Source organism: Candidatus Poribacteria bacterium (assembly GCA_021295755.1).
Lineage (GTDB): Bacteria > Poribacteria > WGA-4E > WGA-4E > PCPOR2b > PCPOR2b.
Genome location: JAGWBT010000001.1, coordinates 1 through 23,682, shown reverse-complemented (window position 1 = coordinate 23,682; position 23,682 = coordinate 1). Strand labels below are relative to the sequence as shown.

The following is a 23,682-nucleotide window of genomic DNA, read 5'->3' as shown; positions in this document are numbered from 1 at the left end:
GCAGAACCAATAAGATATCAAGATGGTCTTTGTGTTGTCGATCGCACGTTCAAAATGCTTGGCCAAGTTGCAGGTAAAGGATGGGCTTAAATTCTTCCATTACCGGTAGCCCAATATCGACGCGGGCAGGTCCAAGTGGAGTATCTAACCGTACACCTGACCCTATTGCTATACGTGGAAGGTCTCCCTGGATATCCGAAAATTTATCCCATACATTACCTGTATCCAAAAATAGCGCACCACCGATGAACCTATAGATTGGAAAACGGAGTTCCGTGTTCAGAATGAATAACACATCCCCACGATGATTGCCGAATTCATCTTCCGGTCCAAGGCTCCGCTCCGGGTATCCCCTAACCGTATTTGATCCGCCGGCATAGAAACGCTCAAAGGAGATAATTTGCCGGTCACGGTTTCCTCTCAACCCTTTTTCATACCCAAGGCGAATTGCGCTGGCAAGGACAGCATCTCCCCAAAACTGCCAATAGTAGCGATGATCGGTTGTAAATTTGAAGAAACTGGTTTGCCCTTTGAGAAATCCACCGGCATACTCAATCGCAGCTTCATTAAACCAGCCGTTCTTGGGGTTCAGGAAATGATCTCGGCTGTCTCGATGGAATTCGATACCGAGACTACTCACCGTAGTCTGAATTTTAGGCGGGTCTTCACGATCGCGTAGATCTTGAGATTTGTACTGTACTGCAAGATTGCTGTATTGTCCAAGCCGTTTGGCAAGGTTTGCCGTTCCACCTCGCGCCCGTATATCTTCGTATTCCTCCAGATTATCGTTGAACAGACGGAATGTCCCTATTGTGGGTCCAATCAGTTTATCGAGGGGTGCCAGTTTGAACCACGGTTCAATCAACGTTATCTCATACAGATTACCTCTTGTCCCCCGACTAACTTTCCCACTAATTTTCATGTTACGTTTGAACAGGTTGTTGTGGGCAAGTCCTAATGTTCCACGAATACCCTCAGAGGAGATATATCCCCCGCTGACGCTGATTGCTCCTGGTTTTCGTACCTCAACGTTTACGTCAACATCAATAATTTCCGTATTTTCCTCATATCGGTCGGGCACCTTAATTTCGACCTCGGTAAAGAGACCGGTAGTCGATAAACATCGTCGAGATTCTGCAAATAAACGCTCCTCGTTAAACACTGCTCCTTCAACCAAACTGAGATTTTCAAATTCGCGCTGCAAAACATGCAGTTTGATTTTCCCATCCCCATCGAATTTGAATTTGCCAAACTTGGCTTGAACCCCCTCAGAAATCTGATAGGTGAGCGTGCGGCTTTCTGGATTATAGTGATGGCTGATATGTGCATAGATATATCCCTCCTGACTGTAGAGGGATTCGAGATAGCGCTCATCATCGCTCGTTATATCATCGCTGTAATGTTTCCCAGCTTGCGCGTCTAGTTTTGTGTATAATTCAGTCGTTTCAAAGATTGTCGCGCCTTCGATTGCAACCTGGTCTACGATTTTCTGTTCCCCTTCGTTAATTTTTATATGCAAAATGAGCTTATTATCTTTATCGATCTCCGGGGCATCACTCGCGACCCGAACATCTGGATAACCACGGTTCTTGTAAAAGAGTTCCAGTGCATGCTTGTCTATTTCAAGTGTTGCTGGGTTATAAATACCTTTGGAGAATAGCCATCCAAATCCGGGGACTACAAATCGACTGCGAGGCTGGGTTTCCATCAGATCTAGCAAGACTGTATCTGAAAATTCCGTATTCCCATCGAAATTTATATTCCGAATTCGCGGGGCTTGTCCCAATTGAATCTCGAAATAGATAACTTCTTCTTGTCCCGATATTCTTTCAACCTTGTGGCTCACTATCGGTTCGTAATACCCTTTCCCTTGATAGATTTGAAGAATTTGTTGTTCTGTACTTTTAAGAATCGTCTCCGAAAAACTATCCCGTTTGAACAGACCCAGAGTTTCCTCAAGCTCCGATTCGTCAATACCGTCGCCAATAAATTCGATTCTGATCTTTTTCCCCTCGATAATTTTGTAATTAAGGATAATTGTACCAGTTGAGTCATTGTAGACTGGGTCGGGTATGACTTTTACAGTCAAATACTCATTTTTCCGATATAACTCTCGAAGGCGATTGGTATCGGCATCAACGGATTGCTTGCGGTAGATTTCACCTTTTTTGCTTTTAGTGTTTTTTTCTAACTTCTCAATATCAATTGATTTGACACCCTCAAACCGGATGGCCTGAATAAGCGCTTGGTTACCCTCGTAGATATTATATGACAAATCCATCTGATGTGAGGAGTCGGGATTAGGAGAGGCGCTCAGACGAATTTCTGTCTGAAAATATCCGTAATCTTTGTATAAATCAAGAATTCTACGCCGATCATCTTCTGCGATCTCCATGGAATATTCCTTTTTTGGGTGAGAGACCACTACGCCTAGGAGCAGATCATCGCTTAGACTGTTCCCCTTAAACGCAATTTTTCCAATTCGTACCTTGCTAGTGAGATCGAACGTCAATCGGACCCCATCTTGTATAGGCATCTCGATTGCTGTAACCTGAGAAAAGAGACCAGTTGTATATATCCCTTCAATGCTTTTGCGGATTTGATAAGGCGACGCGGTATTTCCAATTTGGACCCGCGTCTTACGCGTCACATCCGCATACAGCGAACCTGAATTGAGGATTGCACCATCTAGCCTGTACTGGATTTCAACAACGGGGAGACTCCCAGATCGGCTCCAAGCGGAGTTGAGGGCAACAGCGGAGAAGATAAGCATCACATGAAACGCTACCGGAAAAAGGCAGGACATGAAAGATGGATTAGAGGGAAGTTGATTCGGTGGTTTATGAATTCGCTGATCTGTTCGTGTATCCATTCGTAGATCTCCACCTCCTTCCGTTCCTCGCAACTCAGTCAGTACGGTAGGATTGACGCCATGGAATTTGGTTTTTCAACGATTCCGGAACAACGGGATTGTAGGCAGATTTTGGAACGGTGGATTACAGATTACGCTTTTCATTATTGAGGCAGACGACACGCTTGAGGCTATCGATTAAAGAAACAACACTTCAGTGAACGCGATCAACTGCCGTAAATTTCTGCAAAAGACTGATCAGGTATTCAACTTACACTAAACGGGGCAACAGAGACTGTGATTCAGATTTGACAACTGTTATTTCTCACTCAACTTGGGCAAGGAGCCGTCTCAACTCTCCTTTAACTATCTCATGTGTCTCAGTTTGTTTTAGGTATTGATCAAGTTCGTATACCAATTGTGGATTGACCAATGCGGTCACCTTAATTTGGTTCATCAGCGGTTCTTTTCGAAGCAGTTGAACAATGCGTAGTCGATCTTCTGCGTTCCCAATTTCACCCGAAATCAGTGCTTTAATGAGCTGGGGGGTCAACCCCTTTGTCAACTTCTTCTGGGCATGGATTCGCAGTGCTTCCGAAGATGCCTGTTTTGCAGCGTTATCTGCTGTGCCTGTGAGGACGCTGGTGAGGGCTGCGACCGCTTGTGCATCCGGCTGCCTTTGAAATGCTTGCGCTGCATAGGTAACGACCTGATCATCGGTGTCTTTAAGCACTTTAAGGAGTTGCCCAACCGGGTAATTGCTAAGGTGTGTCATCGCCCGTGCAGAGGCACGACGTACATTCACATCATCGTCAGTCAATCCCTTAATGATTGCCGTTGCATATTCATGCTTTCCGAGCCTATAGAGCGTGACACTTATTTCCATCTGCAGTCCGGCATCATCGGTATCGTTGCGAGTTGTCTCCAGATCGTCAAGTCCCTGCGGTTCGCCGATCCGTCCGATAAGGCGTACGAGCGCAACTTTGACCTCTGTGGTTATGTCAGCGTTCTGAATAGCGTCAACCATTAAGCTAATACCACCACTTCCAATTTGATACATCATCTCTACGATGTCGCCATGTAGGTTTAGAAAATCAGCCTGACCTAGGGCAGCGATCAGGACAGGAAGCGCGTCTACACCTTTGTCTACCACGACTTGCATCGCATCTTTCTGGAGGCGAGAACGCCTAACCAAAATTTGGAGGAGGTACTCGATTTCCTCATTTCCTAGCGCAGCTAACCGCTGTGTCCGTTCGCTCTTGAACTCAGCTTCCAGTCCTTGTACCTGTGCGGCTTCTGTTGAGAGACCGTGCGTGTATGCGAGAACTAACAAAGCGTGAGCCGGAGCCTTGTCTAGCTCATCTATTTCCGCTTTCTTCAGATGCTTAATCGCATCAACTGCTAGCCCTGAATTTAGCAGTTGTTGCCGTCCAACTTTCAAATGGTCAATTTTCTGTTTTGGTTCGCATCCAATTAGCAAGATTAATAGTATTAGTCCTGCCCAAAGCGCCGTTCTTAGTGTAGTGACGAATTTCTGCATGGTTCCCGAGAAATCCTTTGCACGGTTCAAGATGGCAGAATCTGCTTGAGGAATAGCAGGTATGGTTGTTACATGTTTCTTCATAAAGTTTTGTTCTCCTGATTTTTTTTGATTTCTTTAGGGTGATGGTTTCGCACTGACATCACCATCTAGCCTATAGATAGTGGGACGCCAAAGATGCGATCAAACATTCAAAGACCAGGCATAAGAAAACGTCATTGTAACAGCGAGATGTTACGAGATTATGGCAATTCTGTTAGGTTTTTGTATCATGGGTGTCTATCACCAACCATTTTGCAGAGTGCATTTTGCGTTGTGATGCAACCAGTACGATAAGAGTTGGACACATCTAAAATCGCCGTTCTAGCTTGAGGTCTATGCCGTATTTTCCACGCTCATTCCGTTCTCCTTTGATATAAATGTGTCGATCAATCTGATATTCAACCTCAATGCGAGGTTCTGTGTGAAGTTGAAAGGTAGATGAGTAGGTCAACGAAAGGTGTTCCGAGAGTTCCTTCGTCAAAAGAAATCGCGACTGTTCAAAATTGTCCGGACTCACGTCGAAATGAGTTTTGCTAAAGCCGGTTGCTTTTGCAAGTGTTCTACCTAAAATCCCTTGAACGAAATCGGCTGGCGTATAGCCTTCAGAGTCGAGCGGATTCGCGCCACCGAAAGTTAAAATAGACAGGATTTGCTGTTGAGTCAGGTCGTAATGTTCGCCGGTGCCTTTTCTGAGAACCTCCGCTCGAAACTCCGGATTATGTTTATCCCTAAGATAACCATTAAAATGCATTTCAACTCTGAGGTCCCTCGTATGGACTTCCCCGTCTGTAGTTGGAACCTGGACGGTCCGAATTGGTTCGATCGTCTCGGCGGTAATTTGATACGACGGGTTAAATTCTAGCGCATTTTTGTTTTCTACATACGACCCCTCTCTAATCTCGAATTTGTGAGCACCGGAGAGAGATAATTCACCTTCTAACAGATCCACCCTCCCGCTAAAAATCGGTTTCTGAATGGGGCCGACGAGTTCACCGTTGATAGATGTTTCGATTTCAATTTCTCCGATATATGTGACAACCTCTCCCAGATTTGATTCTACCCAAAAGTTGTTCGGAGCGATGACATCAAGATCTAGCTGAAGATCGCGCACGATGGGATAATCAAACCAGACTTCAAACTGCACCTCGGCCGTCTTATCAAGCAGATCCTGAACCAACTGCCTCCAGTCTTGCTCGTATAGCCCCCTCTTGACACGAATCGAACCCCTTAACGGTGGAAGTTGAAGATTTCCATCTGTCGTGATATTTCCTCTCATTTGTAAATTGATCCGCTGACACTCAACTTCGTAAAGTCCCGGTTTCCTAAACGTGGTTCCCTCACTCAATTCAGCGACGAGATCTATATGGCGTACATCGAACCAGTTAGACTGTATCATACCGCTAATCTCAAAGGTGCCACCATTCAGATCACCTGTTATACGTTGGATGCTCACACCTTTCTCAGTCAAATTGAGATGCGCTGTTCCATTTGCCAAACTGATATGTGATTTCGGCAGTTCAAACGCAACCCCTCTCAAATTTGCGGATCCTTTAAGCATCGGTGAATCAAATTGACCGCCAAGCGTAGCATTAACGACACCCGTGCCTTGGGTAAAAGCAAACTGGGGAAAAATAAGGGATAGGAATTCTGAATCTTCGATGGCTATATCTAATCCGCCCTCAATATCTTCTGGCAACGGTTCTGCTTTGAATTCTACTAGAGATAGATAAAATGGAATTAACACGGACAGCGTAGCGCGATTTTTCCCAATAGACACCTGGGCATCACTGCCTTGCCTACCACTAACTCGAATCTTTCGATTTTCGTATGTGATATTACCGGTAAATTGATCAACCTCTGCCTGGTTTATCCGTAGTTCCGGAGTTTCCCAAGCGAAGGAGATTTTCGGGTCCGCATCCGTTCCACGTATATCAAGCGAAGCGTTGAGGGAGCCCCGTACAGCGTAAGCTGCAGGGAGGAACCCCGAAATGAATCCGAGATCCAGATTCTGCATTTCAACATGAAAGAGTAATTTTTTTCCAAGCTCCCAACTTCCAAATCCCATCACTCGAAGGCGTTTTGCATCGCCTACCGTTAACTCTTGGTCTTCCAGACTAAATCCTTCTTCCAAGCTGAGTTTCTGGTTTGCCAGCTTGATTTCAATTGGTCTAGGGTTCCGGATCTTATAGTCTAAGCCTTCGATCAGAATATTCTGGATATTTAGCTGGCCCGTTACATATTTAATCACATTTGGTGGATTGAATGGCTTGATGAATTGCGGGATCCACGCGGTTTTGCCGGGGATGACGAACTGGTTTATCGGGATTTTTAAACTAGCTTCCGCCGTAATATATCCGTCCAACACTTCAGCCGGTATCGCCTCTGTCCCAATTACTTCCGGAGGTAAGAACCCGGACACGGTAGGATTAAGTAACCGTGACTGATCTCCAACAAAGTCGGCAATTCTCGCTTTATGTGCTGTGAACCGGCTAATCTCAAAATCAGTTGCGATGATACCCGCCAACGCGCAATTGATTTCCGTTGTATATTCTCCTTGACCGACCTGAAAACTGAGCGTGCTGATACGGATTTGCCCTCTATCCGCCTGTAACTCAAACGTCCCGTTTGAAATAGGTGTATCAAAGTTTGCGAACTTCACCGTGCCCTGTTGAGCCGAAAATGTACCCTGCGGATAAGGCGACGCGGTTGTACCTTGTATTCTGAGATCTATGTCAGCAACCCCATTGGTGTGTTCAATCACCGGATGGAGCAGTAAGCCTAGGGGCGCCAATGAAATCTGTTGTCCTTGGAGTTTCAAGTCAATGGGCAGATCTAGGAATCGGTCCTTAAGGGGTAGCGGCTGAAAGGCAAGATCAATTGGAATTGTGCCAGACATTTCCAACTGCTTGTCTACCCCAGCGATGCGCTGCGTATTGTAGATGGAAAGCAATTTTTCTTTATAATTAGCTCTTCCACTGTCTTTAAGGTTGGCATTTCCAACGTAACCATCCGACTCCCATTCTGCGGTTATAATTGGATTCGTAAGATTACCACGGACACGGATTTGGCTTGTAAGGAAACCATCAAACTTGAGAAAAGATCGCTCGAACAGAGTTAGCGTTATCGCCGGCATAAGTATACCATAAGGCACTCGATCGATTCCTAAGTGGAGGTTCAGATTTCCATCGAGGCCCATAGTGCCTCTCGCGTTAAGCCAAGCGATATTGTCCTCACCTATCTGGGCGGGCGCAAGTATCAGTTGTCCGTTTCTGAAATGACCCCAAATATTATCGATATTGTGTAAGTGACGGTTGTTGATCTCGACACGCAGATTACCGCACATGAGGGTTGCTGATATTTGGTCGGGGTGATAACCGCTGCCCTGTAACTCAAGTGCTATATCAGCTCTACCTCCTATATCGTGGAGTTCACGTTTCATGATATAGTTCAGAGGAGTAACGAGATTTACATCCGCCCCATTGACGTCCAGCTGAAACTTGACTGAATCGCTTTGTTCCAGAACGTCTATAAATGACGTCAGGCGTAACCCCTTATCTGTTTTGGGCAAACTCCAAACTCCTGATGCGTGATACCGTCCACCATCGAACTGCCAATCGGCGGATTTCAGAGTTATAGTGATTAAATCATGTGATACTTTCTGCCCAGCCGAGACCTGAAGCGCAACTTTCAAGTCTTCAATAGGCTGGGGTAGATCCACGAGTTGTAGTGTCTTTTGCGTCGCATTAATTGAGGCGATCAACTCCGGCTGAGCCAGACTGCCAGTAATTTGTGCATCCAGATCGAACAGGATTAAATGATTGTTTAGGTACTCCGGTAAATTCTGAAAGGCGCGCGTATCTAACCTAAAATTTGGACAGGAAGCACGGAGGCTAAGGCGTGAAGATGGCAAAGATTTGAGATCGATTTGTAGTTTCCCTTGCACTTCAATGGGATTGCCAAGTAGGAGCAGATCAAAAGATTCAACGTTAAGGCTCCCGTCCTTATAGACGAGACCGCCCACAGTTTCATGAATTGGTATTTGTCCGATAGGGGTTTGAAGCACTAGATCTGGAATGTTCCAATTCAGCGCTAACTGTGGCGCTTCATAGGTTCCAGCCCCCGTGAATTTGTAACTGGCGTTTCCTGAAAGGAGTGGCGGTAGTCCCAACAGGTACGACAATCCCTCAAGCGGAAACCCATCGGATTCTACATTGAAACTGAATGTATTGGTAGTCTCAGAATCGCGATGTGATGGAGGGGATTCTGGCCCGCCCGGAATAGGGAAAAAACCTTCCGCACTCAGGAATGGGCTGCCATCATGTGTATCAGCAAGGACCAAAGATTGAATATGCCAAAGGTCATCCACAAAGGCAACGCGAATTGGAGCCGGATTAGTCAACTGACGACCATTAACATCCAGCGCAGCCTCGGGCAGGGACATCTGGAACTTAAATTTCGACAAATCCTCTAACATTCCTTCAATTTCAACGCTACCATCGGCTGTACCTGTGAAATAATCCGCCACATTAAAGATGCGTAGGAATGGAAGCAGATCGACTCCCCGACCATCAACAACAATCTGATAAGGGCTGCCTATAACTGATTCCAGGACTCCGCGAATCTGACAGGTATCATTAAAACCCATACCTTCAAAATTGAGAGCGTTGTTTCTGTAGCTGCCAGTTATGTAAACATCCTCTAGTGGATTGCCTGCGTAGGTAACATTTGAGAAGTCGAACGTTACATTCACGAGTGGATCCGCCGCGTTTGCTTGACCGTTCGCTGTTACAACCAAATCGGCATCCAACAGGAAATCGGTCATTCCGCGTGCAATCGCAATCTCTGCTAGTCGCATGGACTCACTTTGAAAGTCGATTACATAGTCCTGATTTGGGGCAAGCTGTGCGTTGAGGACGCCTTTTTGGCCGCGGGTTAACAATTCAAAATCTGGGATTTTCACGAGATAATTCTCAATCTCTAGCGGCAGGGTTAACGGATCAAGCGCCAGATCCCATGCTTTAGCGTTCTCAATCTGAAGGGTCCCGCGACCATTAAGCCGTGCTAAAGTTCCATCCAGCACCAACTCACCGGTCACAATGCCTTCAATTGGATAATCATCGCCTGCTAGCCTCACATAGTCTGCGATCTGGAGTGGCTGAGCACGCACCTTGAGATCTATCGGCGTATCTCCCTCCATATGAGCAACCCCATCGGCCATCAATTCGCTTTCCCCTTTGACAAGGCGTATCGAGTTCAGGAGCACCTTATTTTGGGTATAATGAAAATCTGTTGTCAGCACCCCAATTGGCACCTCATACAACGTTGCTTCTGGAACCCTGAGAAGACCTTGCAGCGAATAAAGAGAAATGTTTCCTGCACCGGCGCTACTTTTCCCGGTAAGCGTGCCTTCGCCAGCAAGGTCCGGCACTTGCAAGATTCGCGAGAATTTACCGATGTCAATTCTCGTGATATTCAGGTCCATATCGTGCGGACCGGTTAAGCCGGGAGTTCCATTGATTTCGATCTGGGCAGCGTCAAAGTTCGCTGAAATAGACAGCTGTTCATTGCTGAGTTGATAACGTGCTTCCGAACGGAGGATTGGCACGCCGTTTAACATAGCATTATCCAGCTGCAGGTTTCCATCAAGGTTGATTTTGTGGAGATCTGTGCCGTTACCGCTAAATTGGACTTTACCATCCAAATCTGCCTTTAGGTCCAAGAGAGTTTGGGGGAAATCTATAATGGGTAACAGTTGCTCGGTGCGAATCGAGTTAAGTTGTAACCAACCTTCGTAGGCGAGGCGTTGCGAATCCTCTTGTTGCGAATCGTCTTTGGTAGGCTGAAGGTCAACTTCTGCCGCCCCTGTCAGCTGTCCGGAGGCGAACAGGGCATCAATATTGGTAACTTTAACGCCACGCGGTGTGAACTCCGCTTGGAGAGTGAAATTCTCAAATTCAAGTGCATTTAACTGGACAATGGGAAGGCTAATTCCAATAGTCCCGACAACTTCCGAAAGTGGGCCACTGGCTTCCACAGCTACTTCTGCCACCCCTTCAATTTCCCCCGGAGCAGACAGAATTTCTTGTACGTCACGGAGGTCGAGGGTTATTTGGATTTGTGTCTTGATTTGGGGAGGTTGTTTGCCAAGAGCATTTGCCTCACCAGCGACGGTCAGCAGAGAATTTCCTAGCGCCAAGCGTAATGAGTGCAATGCACCCCGATTCTTCTGTAATGCAAATTCAGTTCTAAATTCATCGATCTTCGTTTCAACACCGTTCAGTTCAAAACGTCCATCTCGCACCTCCAGATGCCCGCCATACTTCCAGTTGCTCAAAGGACCGTCAACACGACTACGACTGTAAATCCCCCTTATCGCAACTCTGAGGGCGCTGCTCTCATCTTCAAAATTGATAATTCCACCTTCAATACTGATATCTTCGATATTCATATCAGAGATTAGCAGTTGAAGCGGAAAATTCACGCCCGTGCCGGATTCGCGTTTCGGGATTAGCTTGGCTAAATTGATAGTTCGGTCTGCCCCGGTGCGTGTATTAATCTGGGGATGGATAAAATGCAGTTGAGTGATGAGGAATTTCCCCCGCGCCAAACTCCATAATCGATATCTTATCCGTATTTCATCTAGAGCAATTAGCGGAGGATTTTCTGGGTTCTCGTCTGCGATCTCAATGTTCTTGATATTCAAGCCGGTGAACACATTTCCAGAAATCTCGTCAATGGTGACCGAGTGTTTCAACTGTTTCTGCAGTTGAGACTCTAACACTAGGCGCACCCGGTTAAGTATATAGGAAGAACGCAAAAACAGAAAGCCTCCAAGGATTACAGCCCCTCCAAGACAGGCAAATAGGATTAAGCGTTTGTATCGTTTGCGCATAGAATTTATCTCAACCTTTTTATTTTTGACAAGGTTTCAACGCCAGAAAACGCCAAAAGCGGATGTCGGGATTCGCTCCAATTTATACCATAGCAAATTTGGGATGTCAACATCAGAAAAATATAGGAAGAAGAGGCGAGGATTCAGATTTCACGCAGCAACTGCTTCAGCAGGCAGTACATACTGCATAGTTAAGAACTGAATCGCAAAGTGGAAGGAGAGGGGAGTAGAAGGCTATTTTTAATCTAATTCTGGATACTCGTGCTCAGCGTCGACAACAGCAGACTTTTTTCAGATTATAGGATTTGAAGACAATTTCAATCAGTCAGGACCTATTGCTATTGAGTGTTGTTAAGGACAACTGCTGGTTCGGATTATGATACAACCATATTTCCATGTTCTTCTTCACATCAGCCCACTCGTTGTCTAATAGTGAATACCATGCAGTATCCCGATTTCGACCTTTCACGATCATGTGTTGTTTGAAGATACCTTCAAACTGAAAACCGAGACGGAGGGCGGCGAGTCGCGATCGCTTATTCAGGGAATCACATTTCCACTCCACGCGACGGTATTTCAGCCTATCGAATGCCTCACAGAGCATTAGATATATACATTCCGTATTTACGTTTGATCTTTGAGCATTGAGCGAATACCAAATGTGTCCTAACTCGAGTCGTCGCATATCGGAGATGATGTTTAGAAAACCCACCATCCCCACCCGGCGCTTCGATTCGCGATGATGTACCGTGAAAAAGAGTGGATCTTTCGATTTTGCACTAACTTCAAGCCACTGTCGCATACCCTGTACACTGTCAAAGGGACCATAACTCATGTAGGTCCATATCTGCTCCTTCATGTCCGAGCCGTGGGTGCAGCTGTAGAGTTCTTGAGCATCAGCTTGCGGATTGATCGGTGACAGTACAATAAACCGACCCTTGTAGTCCGTCTGTCCGGGCACATCAACATGGGTAGCTGGGCTAACAACTGTTCCGAGTGCGGAACATAAACGGGACATAGTCGGCCTACTTCCAGTCGCTATCCGGGAGAATTAAATGTTGGGATATTTTCAGGTGATATAGGGTTCGGTGTGTTAACAACACAGAATTATCTTAAAGATCCTGGAAATATGGCGTATGGTTCTCCGATATCAGATTAGCAACAAGTAATCAAATAACCAGCATTAGAAAGAAAAATCTGCTGGTTGAATCAACTAGACCTAGTTTTACCACCGAGAACCGAGAAATGACTGAATAAACTCTAGGACGCGATTTATACTGGGCAAAATTAACGACTATTCACCGACTTTATACATTGCAACTTATATGCGCTACTACACCGCATCTTGCACGGCTACATAGCAAACGACATTACCCAATCAATGGTTAGAGTTAAATATATGCTGTTTCAGTCGATATCGCCGGTATTTTGTATCAATTCACGCAAGATGGCTGAGAGCATCGTGGTATTTTCAAGCGCTCAAGAGCCCCTTTAACGTCCCAAAGTATTCAACAACATGCTGAGCTCTTCTTTAACCATATCGTTCTGTTCTACGTTTGCAGAATAAAGATAGAGGTCAAGTTCAATATTACTATCATACGTTCTTGGTGCGTTCTTAATCTGCTTTATAAGTGCATCTTTTTTGAGGACTAAGACAATTCGTATCCTCTCTTTTGGATCGCTCACAGTCGGTAACGCTTGAATGAGTTGCCGTGCAATCCCTTGTCCAAAATCTTGACTAGCATGAACGATTAAAGCTTTTCCGGCTGCTTCTCTAGCGGACTCGTCTGTATCAGCTACCAGAATTTCAATGAGCCGATCGATAGCTTTTTCAGTTGGATATTGTTTAAGCGTTTGGGCTGCGTACATACGCACTCGGGGATCGAGATCCTTGAGCGCGTTAACAATTTCATCTACCGGCGGATCGTCAAGTTTTAACATCGCTTGCGCAGCTGCACGCCGCACCTCAACATCGTTATCGTTTAACCCATTGATGATTTCTGTTCTATACTCTTGCTTGCCAAGGTTATAAAGCGCGATGTTGATTTCCATTCTCAGCCCCGGGGTACTCCCGCTTTGGACTGCCTCTAGAGCAGGAATAGCGCGCGGATCGTTTATCCGCCCAATCAACTGCGTCAGTGTCATTTTCATCTCTGGGGAGGTTTCGGCATTCTTGAGTGCAGCGGTTAAGTGGTCTATAGCTTCGGACCCGATTTGATATAGGATCTCAATCAAGTCGGGTCTAAGGACCATATACCTTCTAGTGCCAAGATATTCGAGTAATACAGGAGCAGCATCTGCTCCTTTATCGACCAAGATCTGTATAGTTGCGTCTTGTGTACGATGTCTTTCAGCCAGCAGTTGCAGTATTTTCTTCATTTCAGTGCTGCTTAATGTTGCAATCCTTTCCTCCCGTGCTTGTTTATACTCGGCTTCCAATCCCGGAATTTCAGCTTCTTGAGTTTTAGCATCCCCGGTAAAGATGGCATATGAGTAGGCAATCAATAACAATGCCCGTGGTTCCACTTTTTCCGCCTCGGTTTTGGCTTCCTCAATTTCCGCTCTTTTCAGGTGGTTAACGGCCTCGATTGCTAAACCGGCATTGAGCAGCTTATTTTTCCCGACTTCAAGTTGTGTAATAGGTTGTTCTTGCTCACACCCGACACTAACCGCCAAAATAAGAAATATCAGTAGGGTTGAAAACTTTTTCATATCTAACTCTTTTTCTCCTCTTTCATTTAAGGGATTTATTGGGTAGAACGTCCTTCTCAGCGCATATATCTTTTGCGTGGAAGTTAAGTTTACAAAATATTCGTGTTTCTGTCAAGAGAATTATCAGCAAAAATTTCAGCGTTAGTAGCTGATATTTGCTCCGGTTATAATGGCAGGTAAGGTTCTGGATTTCATTTGCCTTTTGTCATACGGTGTGCTACAATACGATTTTATGTTAGGTTTGACAAATCAGCAGGAGTTGATGGATGCGCGTTGAGAACAACAATCAATGTTTTGCATGTGGTAAGGAAAACCCTTTTGGATTGCAGGTTAATCCAGATATCTCCCCCGATGGAACGCGGGTCAAGATTGAGTGCACACCCCCCGGTCATTTTCAAGGCTGGGCAAATGTAATCCACGGCGGAATCTTGAGTACACTCCTCGATGAAGCGATTACCTATGTGGGTATCGCGAGCTTTGATGGACCTGCGGTAACGGCGCAGCTTGAGGTCCGATTCAAGAAACCTGCAATGGCGGGCGATAAACTGGTTGTTACCGCCAATCTAGTTAAGTTGGGAAAGCGTCTCATCGAAGTTGAAGCACACATCGATTCAGAAGATGGAGTTCGAATCGTCGAGGGAAACGGAAAGGTGATCAAAGTTGCTGGTGCTTTTTGACACATACGGACTGTGGTGTGATCCTATGTTTGGCAATAGTTTTACGTACCGGTAGTAAAACGCCAGCCTTCTTTGAACGAAACCAAGGCTACATTCAAGAGAGGAGGGCACGTATAATCCTCCTAACCGTATCAGATCTATAATGACCCGTCAATATATCGTCCAATTTGATTCAGCCGAATTACCAAGGATTGACACCGATTTCTTAGTGATTGGTACCGGGAGCGCCGGGCTAAACGCAGCGATGGAAGCCAGCCAGCACGGTGATGTCCTACTAATTACTAAGGAAGCGATAAAAGAAGATAATCACCCCGATGCTAAAGGTGGAATTTCTGCCATCATGAGTGAAGAGATTACGCCCGCTTCCCATGTTGAAGCAACTCTCAAAGCGGGTCTTGGCCTCTGCAATCAGCCTGCTGTCGAGGTGATGGTTGAAAAGGGTATTCAACAGGTGTCAGAATTGATTCAGGCACGAACACATTGTGACAAAGAGGAGGAAACGACATTAGCCGATTACTTCAAAGGCCAGAAGAATGTGCGGGTAATCGAACAAGCCTTTGTAGTCGACTTGATGACGCAAGGGGATAGATGCTATGGGGTCGTTAGCCTTATTAACGACGCGCTTCACTGCATTTTTGCCAAAGCTACCATCCTCGCCTCAGGCGGGCTTGGAAACATCTTTCAATGTACGTCGAACCCTGCGATTGCAACAGGCGATGGTTACGCGGCAGCTTGGCGGGCGGGCTGTGAGATGATGGACATGGAGTTTATCCAATTTCATCCGACGACTCTGTTCCTGATGGACGCATCGCACTGTTTGATTGGTACAGGGGCACGTGAGGCTGGGGGTATTTTAATTAATTCGCGCGGGGAACGGTTCATGGCAAGATACCACGAAATGGAGGAACTGGCGCCGTGTAATGTCGTAGCTCGTGCGATTTGGAATGAGATGGAATTAACCGGAAGCCCATGTGTCTATCTAGATATAACCCACCTATCATCTGATTTTATACGAGGTCGCTTTTCCAATATCTATCAGTTTTGCCATCAGTTTGGAATTGATATTACCACCGATGTTATTCCTGTCAGATCCGCCGCACATTTCATGATGGGCGGTGTTTGCACGAATCTAAACGCAGAGACATCCGTCCGTGGGCTATATGCGTGTGGTGAGGTTGCCTGTACCGGCGTTCACGGGGCAAGTCCACTGGCACACAATCCTTTATTTGAATGTATTGTGTTTGGTACGCGCGCCGGGAGGAAAGCTGTGGAATATGCACGCTCGATCCAATCTGGCAGCTATGCGAACCTCCGTATTTCCTCTGCTGATGACTTTACTCTCTCTCAAACAGCATCTCCCGACGCTGCGATTGAAGCGGTACAGGAGTTCGTGCAAGAGATGATGTGGCAGCAGGTGGGGCCTGTTAGAGATAGTAAAGATTTAGAGGCAACATTCGATGAATTGAAAGCGCTAAAACTGAATTCCCATTGGCACAATATCGAGGAATTTGAGTTTCAAAATATGCACGATGTTGCGGCATTGATAACGGAAGCAGCAGTTCTGCGCACTGAGAGTCGCGGCGCACATTATCGAGAGGATTTTCCTAAACAATACGATGTAAAATGGAAAAAGCATATTGTCCTTCAACAGGGCAAACCAGCGAGAATTGTGGCGTGACACACGTAGGGACGCGATTTCTGCCGCCCAAACTACAGGAGCTATTAACCTGTTCCCACGATTTGACCTCAGAGGAGGAATATAGCGATGCAGAAACCCCGACTGATTTATTATAACGATGCCCATCATTTCAACGCAAAGCGGATAGAACCGCCGGCTTCCATCCCTAAACTCCAATGGCCCGTCGATGAGGTACTTGGCACCGGTGTCGATCTCTTAGTGTTAGGACTTGGATACGCTGATGTGTACTTCCATAACAGCAACGTTGGGCGTGTTGTGGGGCAGATGAAGGAGGTTTGGGAAAATTACATCGACTGGCGAATTATGCGAATGGTGGAGGAAGCCAAAAAGATGGGTACTGACCAAGTAGAGGAGGTCATCAAACGCGGACGTGAAATGGGGTTGACCGTATTTCCTTCCCTGAAGTTACAGGCAAGTTCACCGCCGGGGAGCGAGCGGTGCGGTTTGCTGAAATGGAACCATGGTGCCGAGGTGTGCATCGGAGAGGCAGGAAGGGCGGAATGGTGTTATGATTTTGCGCATGAGTTAGTGCAACAGGATAAACTTGCTGTGCTCAGGGAGATGCTGCAGGACTATGAGGCTGATGGGATCGAGTTGGACTTTATGTTCGATTCATATTATTTCAAGCAGGCGGAGATTGAGAAAAACATTTCGTTGATGAATGGCTTCGTGGCGGAAATTCGGGAGATGGCAAACGCTATTGGAACTCGACAGGGAAGAGAGATTCCCGTTATGGCGCGCGTTGATCTTGAGAAAGAGAAAAACCTGTCGATGGGACTGGATGTGGAAACATGGCTCAAGGAGGGTAGCATCGATTATGTGGTCGGACAAGATCCGTATGTGCTGACCGAGACGCAGCCGAAACCTCGGTGGCTGCCCGATGCTGCTAATGCAGCCGGTGCCGCAGCCTACTACCGGCCACCCCGCCGCGTCTATGATGAACGGGTTGGTCTGCCAAGTATTGAAATGTACAATGCGCTCGCACAGACACTCAGCTGGGATGGCTGGGCTGGGTTGTATGACGGCTATCTGTCTTGGCCGTTCAGCGAAAGGGAATACCAGATTCTGCGAGAGGTCGCTTATCCTGAAGTTCATGCACGGAGCGATAAGCGTTATCTACTCCAACCACGAGAGGGAGAGCCGGACAAACCAACAACCACACCGGAGCGTCAGCTGCCATTGGAACTTAAGGAAGGGGAAACCGCTGCTGTCAACATCTGGGTTGCCGATGACCTTGAAAGCGCCAAGAACGACAGCGAGCTGCGCAAACCGATCCTCACTCTTCGCTTTTCCTTCTTCTGTATTGAGGATGATATTGAATTCCGCTTCAATGGCATGGCACTGCCGTGGGAGGAAGCAGAAATTACTGACGAGCGTGCCTTGACCATACCGGTAAGACTCGCGGGTTCGATGCACCTCCAAGCACCCCTCGGTATGTCCGCTCACTGGTTCCGGTACAAACTGGAACTGGATAACATTAAACGAGGAGAAAATACGCTCGAAATCACAGCTAAGCATTTCACAGAGACAGCAGGTTTTACCCGTAGTCTCAATGGTGTCGAGATACAGACGCGTTATAAGGACTTTCTCCGCCCGGAAGGATTGGAGGTAGAACGGATTGCACCGGCGGGTGGCTAGCAGCGCAATTATTGCTATTATGGCCTTCTACGACGCTACAGCGCACAGAAGAAAGCCTTAAAACCCGGCTTATTCAAAACTTGAATTCGGCAGATTCAATATAGAGATTCAATCGAGAAGACACAAAAACCTTGCATTTCAACAGGGCATATGATATGTTTAATGGGCTGCACTACGAAGAGAGGAGGTGGTTCAATTGGCTCGAGTTTGCCATGTTTGTGGAAAAAAACCGATGGCAGGTAATAAAATTGCCCGAACCCGTGGGCAGATCAGTAAGCGTTCAAAACATAGACAACTACCAAACCTACAGCGGGTCCGCATTCAAACAGAAAGTGGGAGTCAGCGCGTCCGTGTATGCGTGCGATGCCTCCGCACCGGGAAAATTATAAAATCGATTTCTGGTGGGGCACAAGTTGCCTATGGCAATTGAAAGTGTCGTGTGGGGATAGGTAATGTCAGATTTTGACGCTCGTTATAGGTTCCTGCGTTTGTCAGACGAAAAAGACGTAATCCGGGAGATACTCCGCACTCCTTTTAAGTAGCGAATTGACTCCATAATAGCTTCTAGCTGTTCGATTCCATTAACCTCTAGAGTGAATTGATCATGGCCGGTCTCCTTATTGAACCTGTGAGAACCGACTGTATCTATATTTACTTTGTATTGAGCGATTAATGTTGTTATCTCTGCTAACATTCCGGGGCGGTTGTCACACTCAACGGTGATTGGTGCTGGATAAGTGACATTCTCAACTGCTGTCCATTCAATATCAAAAATTCGTTCTGGCTCATTAATAATCCGGGGGCAGTCCGCGCGATGAACGGAAATGCCACGTCCCCGCGTGAGATACCCGATGATTTCATCTCCCGGAATAGGATGACAACACTTCATAATACGCGCCAGATCTAAATCAATACCTTCCATTTCAATTGATGGCGCAGATTGCGGTGGGCGCGTTGTTCTTTCCTGTTTCTCAGCGATCGGAGGCGGCTCAGGGTTCAATAAGTTGGCGACATGTGTTGCCGACTCCTTGCCATTCCCAATCTGTCTAAACAGCTCGTCAACTAGAGGTAGTTGCGCCTTCTTTTTCGAAACTAGTTTTTCTGCTATGTCAAGTAATTCTACCGATTTGAGATAGTCTTTCAAGTTCAGTTGGCGCTGTCGCATCTCAAGTTCGAGCAGTCTCTTGCCCAAATCAATCGCCTGTGCACGGTTTTGTTCGTTGAGCCAAGACTGGATTTTATTCCGTGCCCGCGCAGTGTTGACCCATCGCAACCAGTCACGGCTTGGATGTCCATTCGGTCGAGTCTGTATTTTTACCCGATCCCCGTTCTGCAACCGATATTTAAAAGGAACGATCGCGCCATTAACTTCGGCCCCGGAACAGGTCTGTCCAATATCAGTGTGTATCTTGTATGCGAAGTCGATTGGTGTTGATCCGGCTGGCAAGCTGTGGAGATCCCCTTTGGGCGTAAAGACGAAAACCTCATCTGGGAACAACTCACCTTTCATAGAACGGATAAATTGGAACGGATCCTTGAATTCCTGAATCTCTGCAAGCATTTCTCTGAACCAAGCAAAAATCCTTTCGTTATCTGCTTCCGACGGCATCCCGTCCTTATACCGCCAATGCGCAGCAATCCCATATTCAGCGATCTGGTGCATTTCATGGGTCCGAATCTGAATTTCTACAGGCTGCCCGCGGTCTAAAATTGTTGTGTGCAAAGACCGATAGCCGTTCGCTTTGGGAAGACCGATAAAATCCTTGAATTGTTCAGGAATATGGTTCCATTTGTTGTGTAGAATTCCAAGCACTGCATAACAGTCTCCGATGCTATTGACGAGCACGCGAAGTCCGAATAGATCGCGAATCTGATCAAACGGCACCCCTCTCTGATGAATCTTCTGATAGATACTGTACAGATGTTTGGGGCGACCGTAGACCCTCGCCTTGATCCCCATTAGATCCAACTCCTGTTGGACAACATCAACCATCCACTTCGTATACGCTTCCCGTTCACCTAACTTCGCCGCCAGCAGATCAGCAATCTCTCTGTATTCGGTAGCGTGCAGATATTTGAACGCCAAATCCTCAAGCCTGCTCTTAATCCGCGCAATACCCAACCGGTGGGCGAGCGGCGCATAAACCTCAAAAGTTTGCTTGGCAATACGCTCCTGTTTATGTGGTGGCAATGAGGCAAGTGTTTGCATATTGTGCAACCGATCCGCCAACTTAATCAGGATAACGCGGGTATCTTTGGCTGTTGCAAGAAGCAGCCTCAAGTAATTTTCCGCCTGCCTTTGTTGAACCCCGCCCTTGAACTTATATTTACTGATATTGGTCACGCCTTCAACCAATTCGGTAATTGTGTTTCCAAACTGATCCACAAGTTCGTCACGGGTGGCCGCTGTATCCTCAAGTACGTCATGTAGCAGCCCGGCGCAGATGGTATCCGTGTCCAGTTTCAACTCAACTAACGTCTTGGCTGTCTCAAAGCAGTGCGAGAAATAAGCGTCGCCGGATATCCGCATTTGACCATGATGACAGGTTTGGCTAAATTTATAGCTTCTTCGCAACAGATCACAATCTGCATCGGGGTTATATACTTGGATTTGACGAATTAGATAGTTGACACTCATACGACACTCTCTCCCAAATCTGTTTAACATTCTGCCGCACTTGAAATTCCGAAAACCACTGGCTCGTTTGTTTTATCTGTTCACCGTTAAGATAGGTTTCGGATTCATGAAGTTGACGCTTCTTTGATGGTGGTGGTAGGAGCCGAATTTCTTGTTCTGAAAAATTTGGATATTGCTTTAAAAGTCGCAATTCTTCAAGAATTGAAATGCCGTTTTTAATAGCAGGCACCGGGATTGAATCGGTATGAGCACCCGCTATGACGGCTTCAAGAGTAACTGGACGTCCGTTATCTGGACTGAGTGCTTGTATGCATTTATAGAGTTTTTGAAGGATCTGTTTATCTGGATATTCCCAAGAGATACATTTCCACATCCATTCCATATCCTTGGCTTGATAAATAAGGTGGATATATGTCGTATCGGGATACTTGAATGCCGGTTGACATCGATTAAAGAAAGTCAGGTGTTGAGGGGTTGGGTGGCAAAAAACTATGTGAGTGATGTGAGGCAGGGGCGTCAACGTGCAATCTGAAGCAATTGCAAGTAATTTTTCCCGTGCCAATTTATCTACGACTTCCGCTTTGTCGGCTTCAGACATCTCGGCTTCGCACCGCCCAATCTTTTCTGTTGAGCCAACCATCGCGAAGAGTTGGTCCAACGCTTTCTCGTCCCGTACATAGAGCAATGTTGGTTCTTCCTGTGCGAGGAGCTTACGCAGGTAATCCTGTTTGTTGTCCAAAACTCTGTGGTCAACAATTTTAACCGGGCTTTTTTCCTCCTCTGTTGGAAACATCCTCCCAACGGTGCTTCGTTCAACCGTGTGGATGTACAGATCTGCAATCTTCAGTTGAACGCCACGGTTATTATTCCATTCGTTAATCTCTGGTTCAAAAGCCAAGTCTAATCGAATGTTCTTATTCTTCAGCGCGATGAAGTGATCTGCCATCCCCCACCCAACGGCTTCAAGGGTTTGTCCTCCAGCCGTTACGAACAGTTTAAGATGGTTCTTTTCCTTGCCCATTACCGTTGGTGGTCTTTGAAGCCGCAGATTGCGCAGCGCAAGGCGCGGCGGTGAATTCTGCTCGCCAAACGGCTCAAGCAGCTGTAATTCCTCTACGGCTTGCAGCGTCAAATAGGAGGACTGGGCTTCAAGATCCAATTTTAGCCTAGGGATCAGATCTTCCTCGGAGAGATGTTCACACGCATACTGATCAAATCGGGCAGCAAATTCATCAATGTTCTGCGTTTTGATCGTTAACCCTGCTGCCGCCTGATGTCCACCATGTTTGACTAATAAATCGTCACATGCGTTTAAGCTGTCAGCGAGATTCATGCCCTCAATGCAGCGTCCCGAACCGTGCGCTTCGTCCCCATCAATTGCGAGTATAAACACAGGACGGTAATACCGTTCAAGAATCCGTGATGCAACAATCCCAACAACTCCCCGGTGCCAATCTTCGTGACCGACAACCAACCCTTTCTTCTTTTTATGGTCATCGTCCTTTTCAATTCTAGCAATCGCCTGCTCGCGAATTTTGTTCTCTACTTCTCTCCGCTGGTGGTTGTGGTCATCGAGTTTCTTCGCAATTGGTATTATTTCATCGTACGACTCACCCGTGAGTAACTCGACCACCTTACCCGCTGTTTCCATCCGTCCTGCAGCATTAATTCGGGGTCCTAAGATAAAACCCAGCGTCTGTCCAACAATCTGCTTACCATCGCCATGGTTTGCGACATCACAGAGTGCTTTGATTCCTGGTCGCTCCCGTTTGTTGATTTCGGCTAAACCAAGACTTGTAAGGACTCGATTTTCTCCTACTAGCGGAGCGATGTCTACAACCGTACCGAGTGCAACCAGATCCAGTTGAGATAGTAGAAATGGATCTAGATCACCACCGCCCATCAATCCGTGTGCCAACTTGAACGCCAAGCCGACCCCGGCAAGTCCATCAAAAGGATATTCGCTCTCTGGCATTTTAGGCGTGATTACGCCAGCTGCAGGAGGTAGTGAACCCGGTGGTGGCTGATGGTGATCTGTGATGATGACATCTATACCGAGCGTGTTGGCAAACTCTACTTCCTCAATCGAGGTAATGCCACAGTCAACGGTAATTAACAGATCGCAGCCAGCCTCCCTCAACTTTTGAATGGCTTCCTTGTTGAGTCCGTAACCTTCCTCGAAACGATTGGGAATATAAGGTTTCACCGGAAAGTCAAGATGGCGGAAGGTGCTTATCAGCAACGAAGTCGCTGTGGTGCCATCTACGTCATAGTCTCCAAAGATCCAGATCTGTTCCCCACGCTTCATCGCTGAACGGATGCGCTCCACTGCCTGCTCCATCCCGTGCAGTAGAAATGGGGAGTGCAGCTGATCAAGGGTTGGATACAGATACGCATGTGCTGCGTCTTCCGTTTCAATTCCCCGATTGATGAGAAGCTGCGCCACTAGTTGTGAAATCCCAAGCCTCACTGCCAGCCGGGAACTTTTTTCGATGTCTGGCGTCAGAGGTTCCCAGATCTTTTGCTGCTGTCTTTTCATGGTAGTTATACTATCACGAATCTCCTTTCACGTCAAGAAGAGATTGAGGTTGAAGAATTGGCAATGTCAAGGTGCCCTCCACCTCTTTTCAGAATGGTCGTTAGGCGTTAGAAAAAAATACTAGCAGTCCCAGATACACACTAGCAATCTCTTGGTTCCATTGACCCAATCCTTGAAGGACTGAGAATTAGCGAGCTATGAGACGTTAGCGGTGTGAGGATCCATTCATCAAACATCTCGGAGCGTATCTCCCCGAATCTGACAACTCTTTCTTAATGGATGACAAGGCTAGCGATGATGAACGCGCTGAAAAAACTGGAGGTAAGAAAAAAATGTCAATTTAAGTTGACAATTCACTTGCCCCCATTTTTTTTTAAGGTGTTATGCTGCTTGGTTTTGTCAGGGATAAGAGTGAGAAAGGCTTTTGATATATGATAAAATACCTCCCCACCTA

At 46.6% G+C, this 23,682-nt stretch carries 12 protein-coding genes; 5 read left to right on the top strand and 7 right to left on the bottom strand.

Annotated elements, in window-relative coordinates:
* Positions 1 to 49 precede the first annotated feature (49 nt).
* From bamA to J4G02_00040, 5 genes are all read right to left on the bottom strand, one after another.
* On the bottom strand, positions 50 to 2,872 hold the full coding sequence (gene bamA / locus J4G02_00060; GenBank protein MCE2392988.1) for an outer membrane protein assembly factor BamA: 2,823 nt from the start codon (positions 2,870 to 2,872) through the stop codon (positions 50 to 52).
* A 304-nt stretch (positions 2,873 to 3,176) separates the two neighbouring features.
* On the bottom strand, positions 3,177 to 4,475 hold the full coding sequence (locus J4G02_00055; GenBank protein ID MCE2392987.1) for a HEAT repeat domain-containing protein: 1,299 nt from the start codon (positions 4,473 to 4,475) through the stop codon (positions 3,177 to 3,179).
* Positions 4,476 to 4,740: 265 nt separating this feature from the next.
* A complete protein-coding gene (locus J4G02_00050; protein MCE2392986.1) occupies positions 4,741 to 11,325 on the bottom strand; it encodes a translocation/assembly module TamB domain-containing protein in 6,585 nt (2,194 codons plus the stop codon).
* Between the two features lie 325 nt (positions 11,326 to 11,650).
* Positions 11,651 to 12,343, bottom strand: a complete 693-nt coding sequence (locus J4G02_00045; GenBank protein ID MCE2392985.1) for a GNAT family N-acetyltransferase — start codon at positions 12,341 to 12,343, stop codon at positions 11,651 to 11,653.
* Between the two features lie 473 nt (positions 12,344 to 12,816).
* Positions 12,817 to 14,037, bottom strand: coding sequence for a HEAT repeat domain-containing protein (locus J4G02_00040; protein ID MCE2392984.1), 1,221 nt, complete (start codon positions 14,035 to 14,037; stop codon positions 12,817 to 12,819).
* A gap of 67 nt (positions 14,038 to 14,104) precedes the next feature.
* On the opposite strand from J4G02_00040, the gene J4G02_00035 reads away from it, so the two are divergent.
* From J4G02_00035 to rpmB, 5 genes are all read left to right on the top strand, one after another.
* Positions 14,105 to 14,182 (top strand): hypothetical protein, encoded by a 78-nt coding sequence (locus tag J4G02_00035; GenBank protein ID MCE2392983.1) that lies wholly within the window; start codon positions 14,105 to 14,107, stop codon positions 14,180 to 14,182.
* 121 nt (positions 14,183 to 14,303) lie between these two features.
* Positions 14,304 to 14,714: a PaaI family thioesterase gene (locus tag J4G02_00030; protein MCE2392982.1), complete on the top strand. Its 411-nt coding sequence runs from the start codon at positions 14,304 to 14,306 to the stop codon at positions 14,712 to 14,714.
* A 142-nt stretch (positions 14,715 to 14,856) separates the two neighbouring features.
* On the top strand, positions 14,857 to 16,392 hold the full coding sequence (locus J4G02_00025) for an FAD-binding protein (protein MCE2392981.1): 1,536 nt from the start codon (positions 14,857 to 14,859) through the stop codon (positions 16,390 to 16,392).
* An 87-nt stretch (positions 16,393 to 16,479) separates the two neighbouring features.
* Complete coding sequence (locus J4G02_00020; protein MCE2392980.1) at positions 16,480 to 18,051, top strand: hypothetical protein; 1,572 nt, start codon at positions 16,480 to 16,482, stop codon at positions 18,049 to 18,051.
* 196 nt (positions 18,052 to 18,247) lie between these two features.
* Positions 18,248 to 18,481, top strand: a complete 234-nt coding sequence (rpmB, locus tag J4G02_00015) for a 50S ribosomal protein L28 (GenBank protein ID MCE2392979.1) — start codon at positions 18,248 to 18,250, stop codon at positions 18,479 to 18,481.
* A gap of 42 nt (positions 18,482 to 18,523) precedes the next feature.
* Here the strand turns inward: rpmB and J4G02_00010 are convergent, their stop codons facing one another.
* The gene (locus J4G02_00010; GenBank protein ID MCE2392978.1) at positions 18,524 to 20,689 is read right to left on the bottom strand and encodes a bifunctional (p)ppGpp synthetase/guanosine-3',5'-bis(diphosphate) 3'-pyrophosphohydrolase; all 2,166 of its coding nucleotides are present in this window, start codon (positions 20,687 to 20,689) and stop codon (positions 18,524 to 18,526) included.
* Entirely contained in the window at positions 20,649 to 23,228 is a 2,580-nt protein-coding gene (gene recJ, locus J4G02_00005; GenBank protein ID MCE2392977.1) for a single-stranded-DNA-specific exonuclease RecJ, read from the bottom strand. Before recJ ends, J4G02_00010 begins: the two co-directional genes overlap by 41 nt.
* Between the last annotated feature and the right edge of the window lie 454 nt (positions 23,229 to 23,682).

What these genes read in the sequence shown, in the direction of transcription:
- bamA (MCE2392988.1), bottom strand. Translation starts at nt 2,872, where the DNA reads ATGGATACACGAACAGATCAGCGAATTCATAAACCACCGAATCAACTT.
- J4G02_00055 (MCE2392987.1), bottom strand. Translation starts at nt 4,475, where the DNA reads ATGAAGAAACATGTAACAACCATACCTGCTATTCCTCAAGCAGATTCT.
- J4G02_00050 (MCE2392986.1), bottom strand. Translation starts at nt 11,325, where the DNA reads ATGCGCAAACGATACAAACGCTTAATCCTATTTGCCTGTCTTGGAGGG.
- J4G02_00045 (MCE2392985.1), bottom strand. Translation starts at nt 12,343, where the DNA reads ATGTCCCGTTTATGTTCCGCACTCGGAACAGTTGTTAGCCCAGCTACC.
- J4G02_00040 (MCE2392984.1), bottom strand. Translation starts at nt 14,037, where the DNA reads ATGAAAAAGTTTTCAACCCTACTGATATTTCTTATTTTGGCGGTTAGT.
- J4G02_00030 (MCE2392982.1), top strand. Translation starts at nt 14,304, where the DNA reads ATGCGCGTTGAGAACAACAATCAATGTTTTGCATGTGGTAAGGAAAAC.
- J4G02_00025 (MCE2392981.1), top strand. Translation starts at nt 14,857, where the DNA reads ATGACCCGTCAATATATCGTCCAATTTGATTCAGCCGAATTACCAAGG.
- J4G02_00020 (MCE2392980.1), top strand. Translation starts at nt 16,480, where the DNA reads ATGCAGAAACCCCGACTGATTTATTATAACGATGCCCATCATTTCAAC.
- J4G02_00010 (MCE2392978.1), bottom strand. Translation starts at nt 20,689, where the DNA reads ATGAGTGTCAACTATCTAATTCGTCAAATCCAAGTATATAACCCCGAT.
- recJ (MCE2392977.1), bottom strand. Translation starts at nt 23,228, where the DNA reads ATGAAAAGACAGCAGCAAAAGATCTGGGAACCTCTGACGCCAGACATC.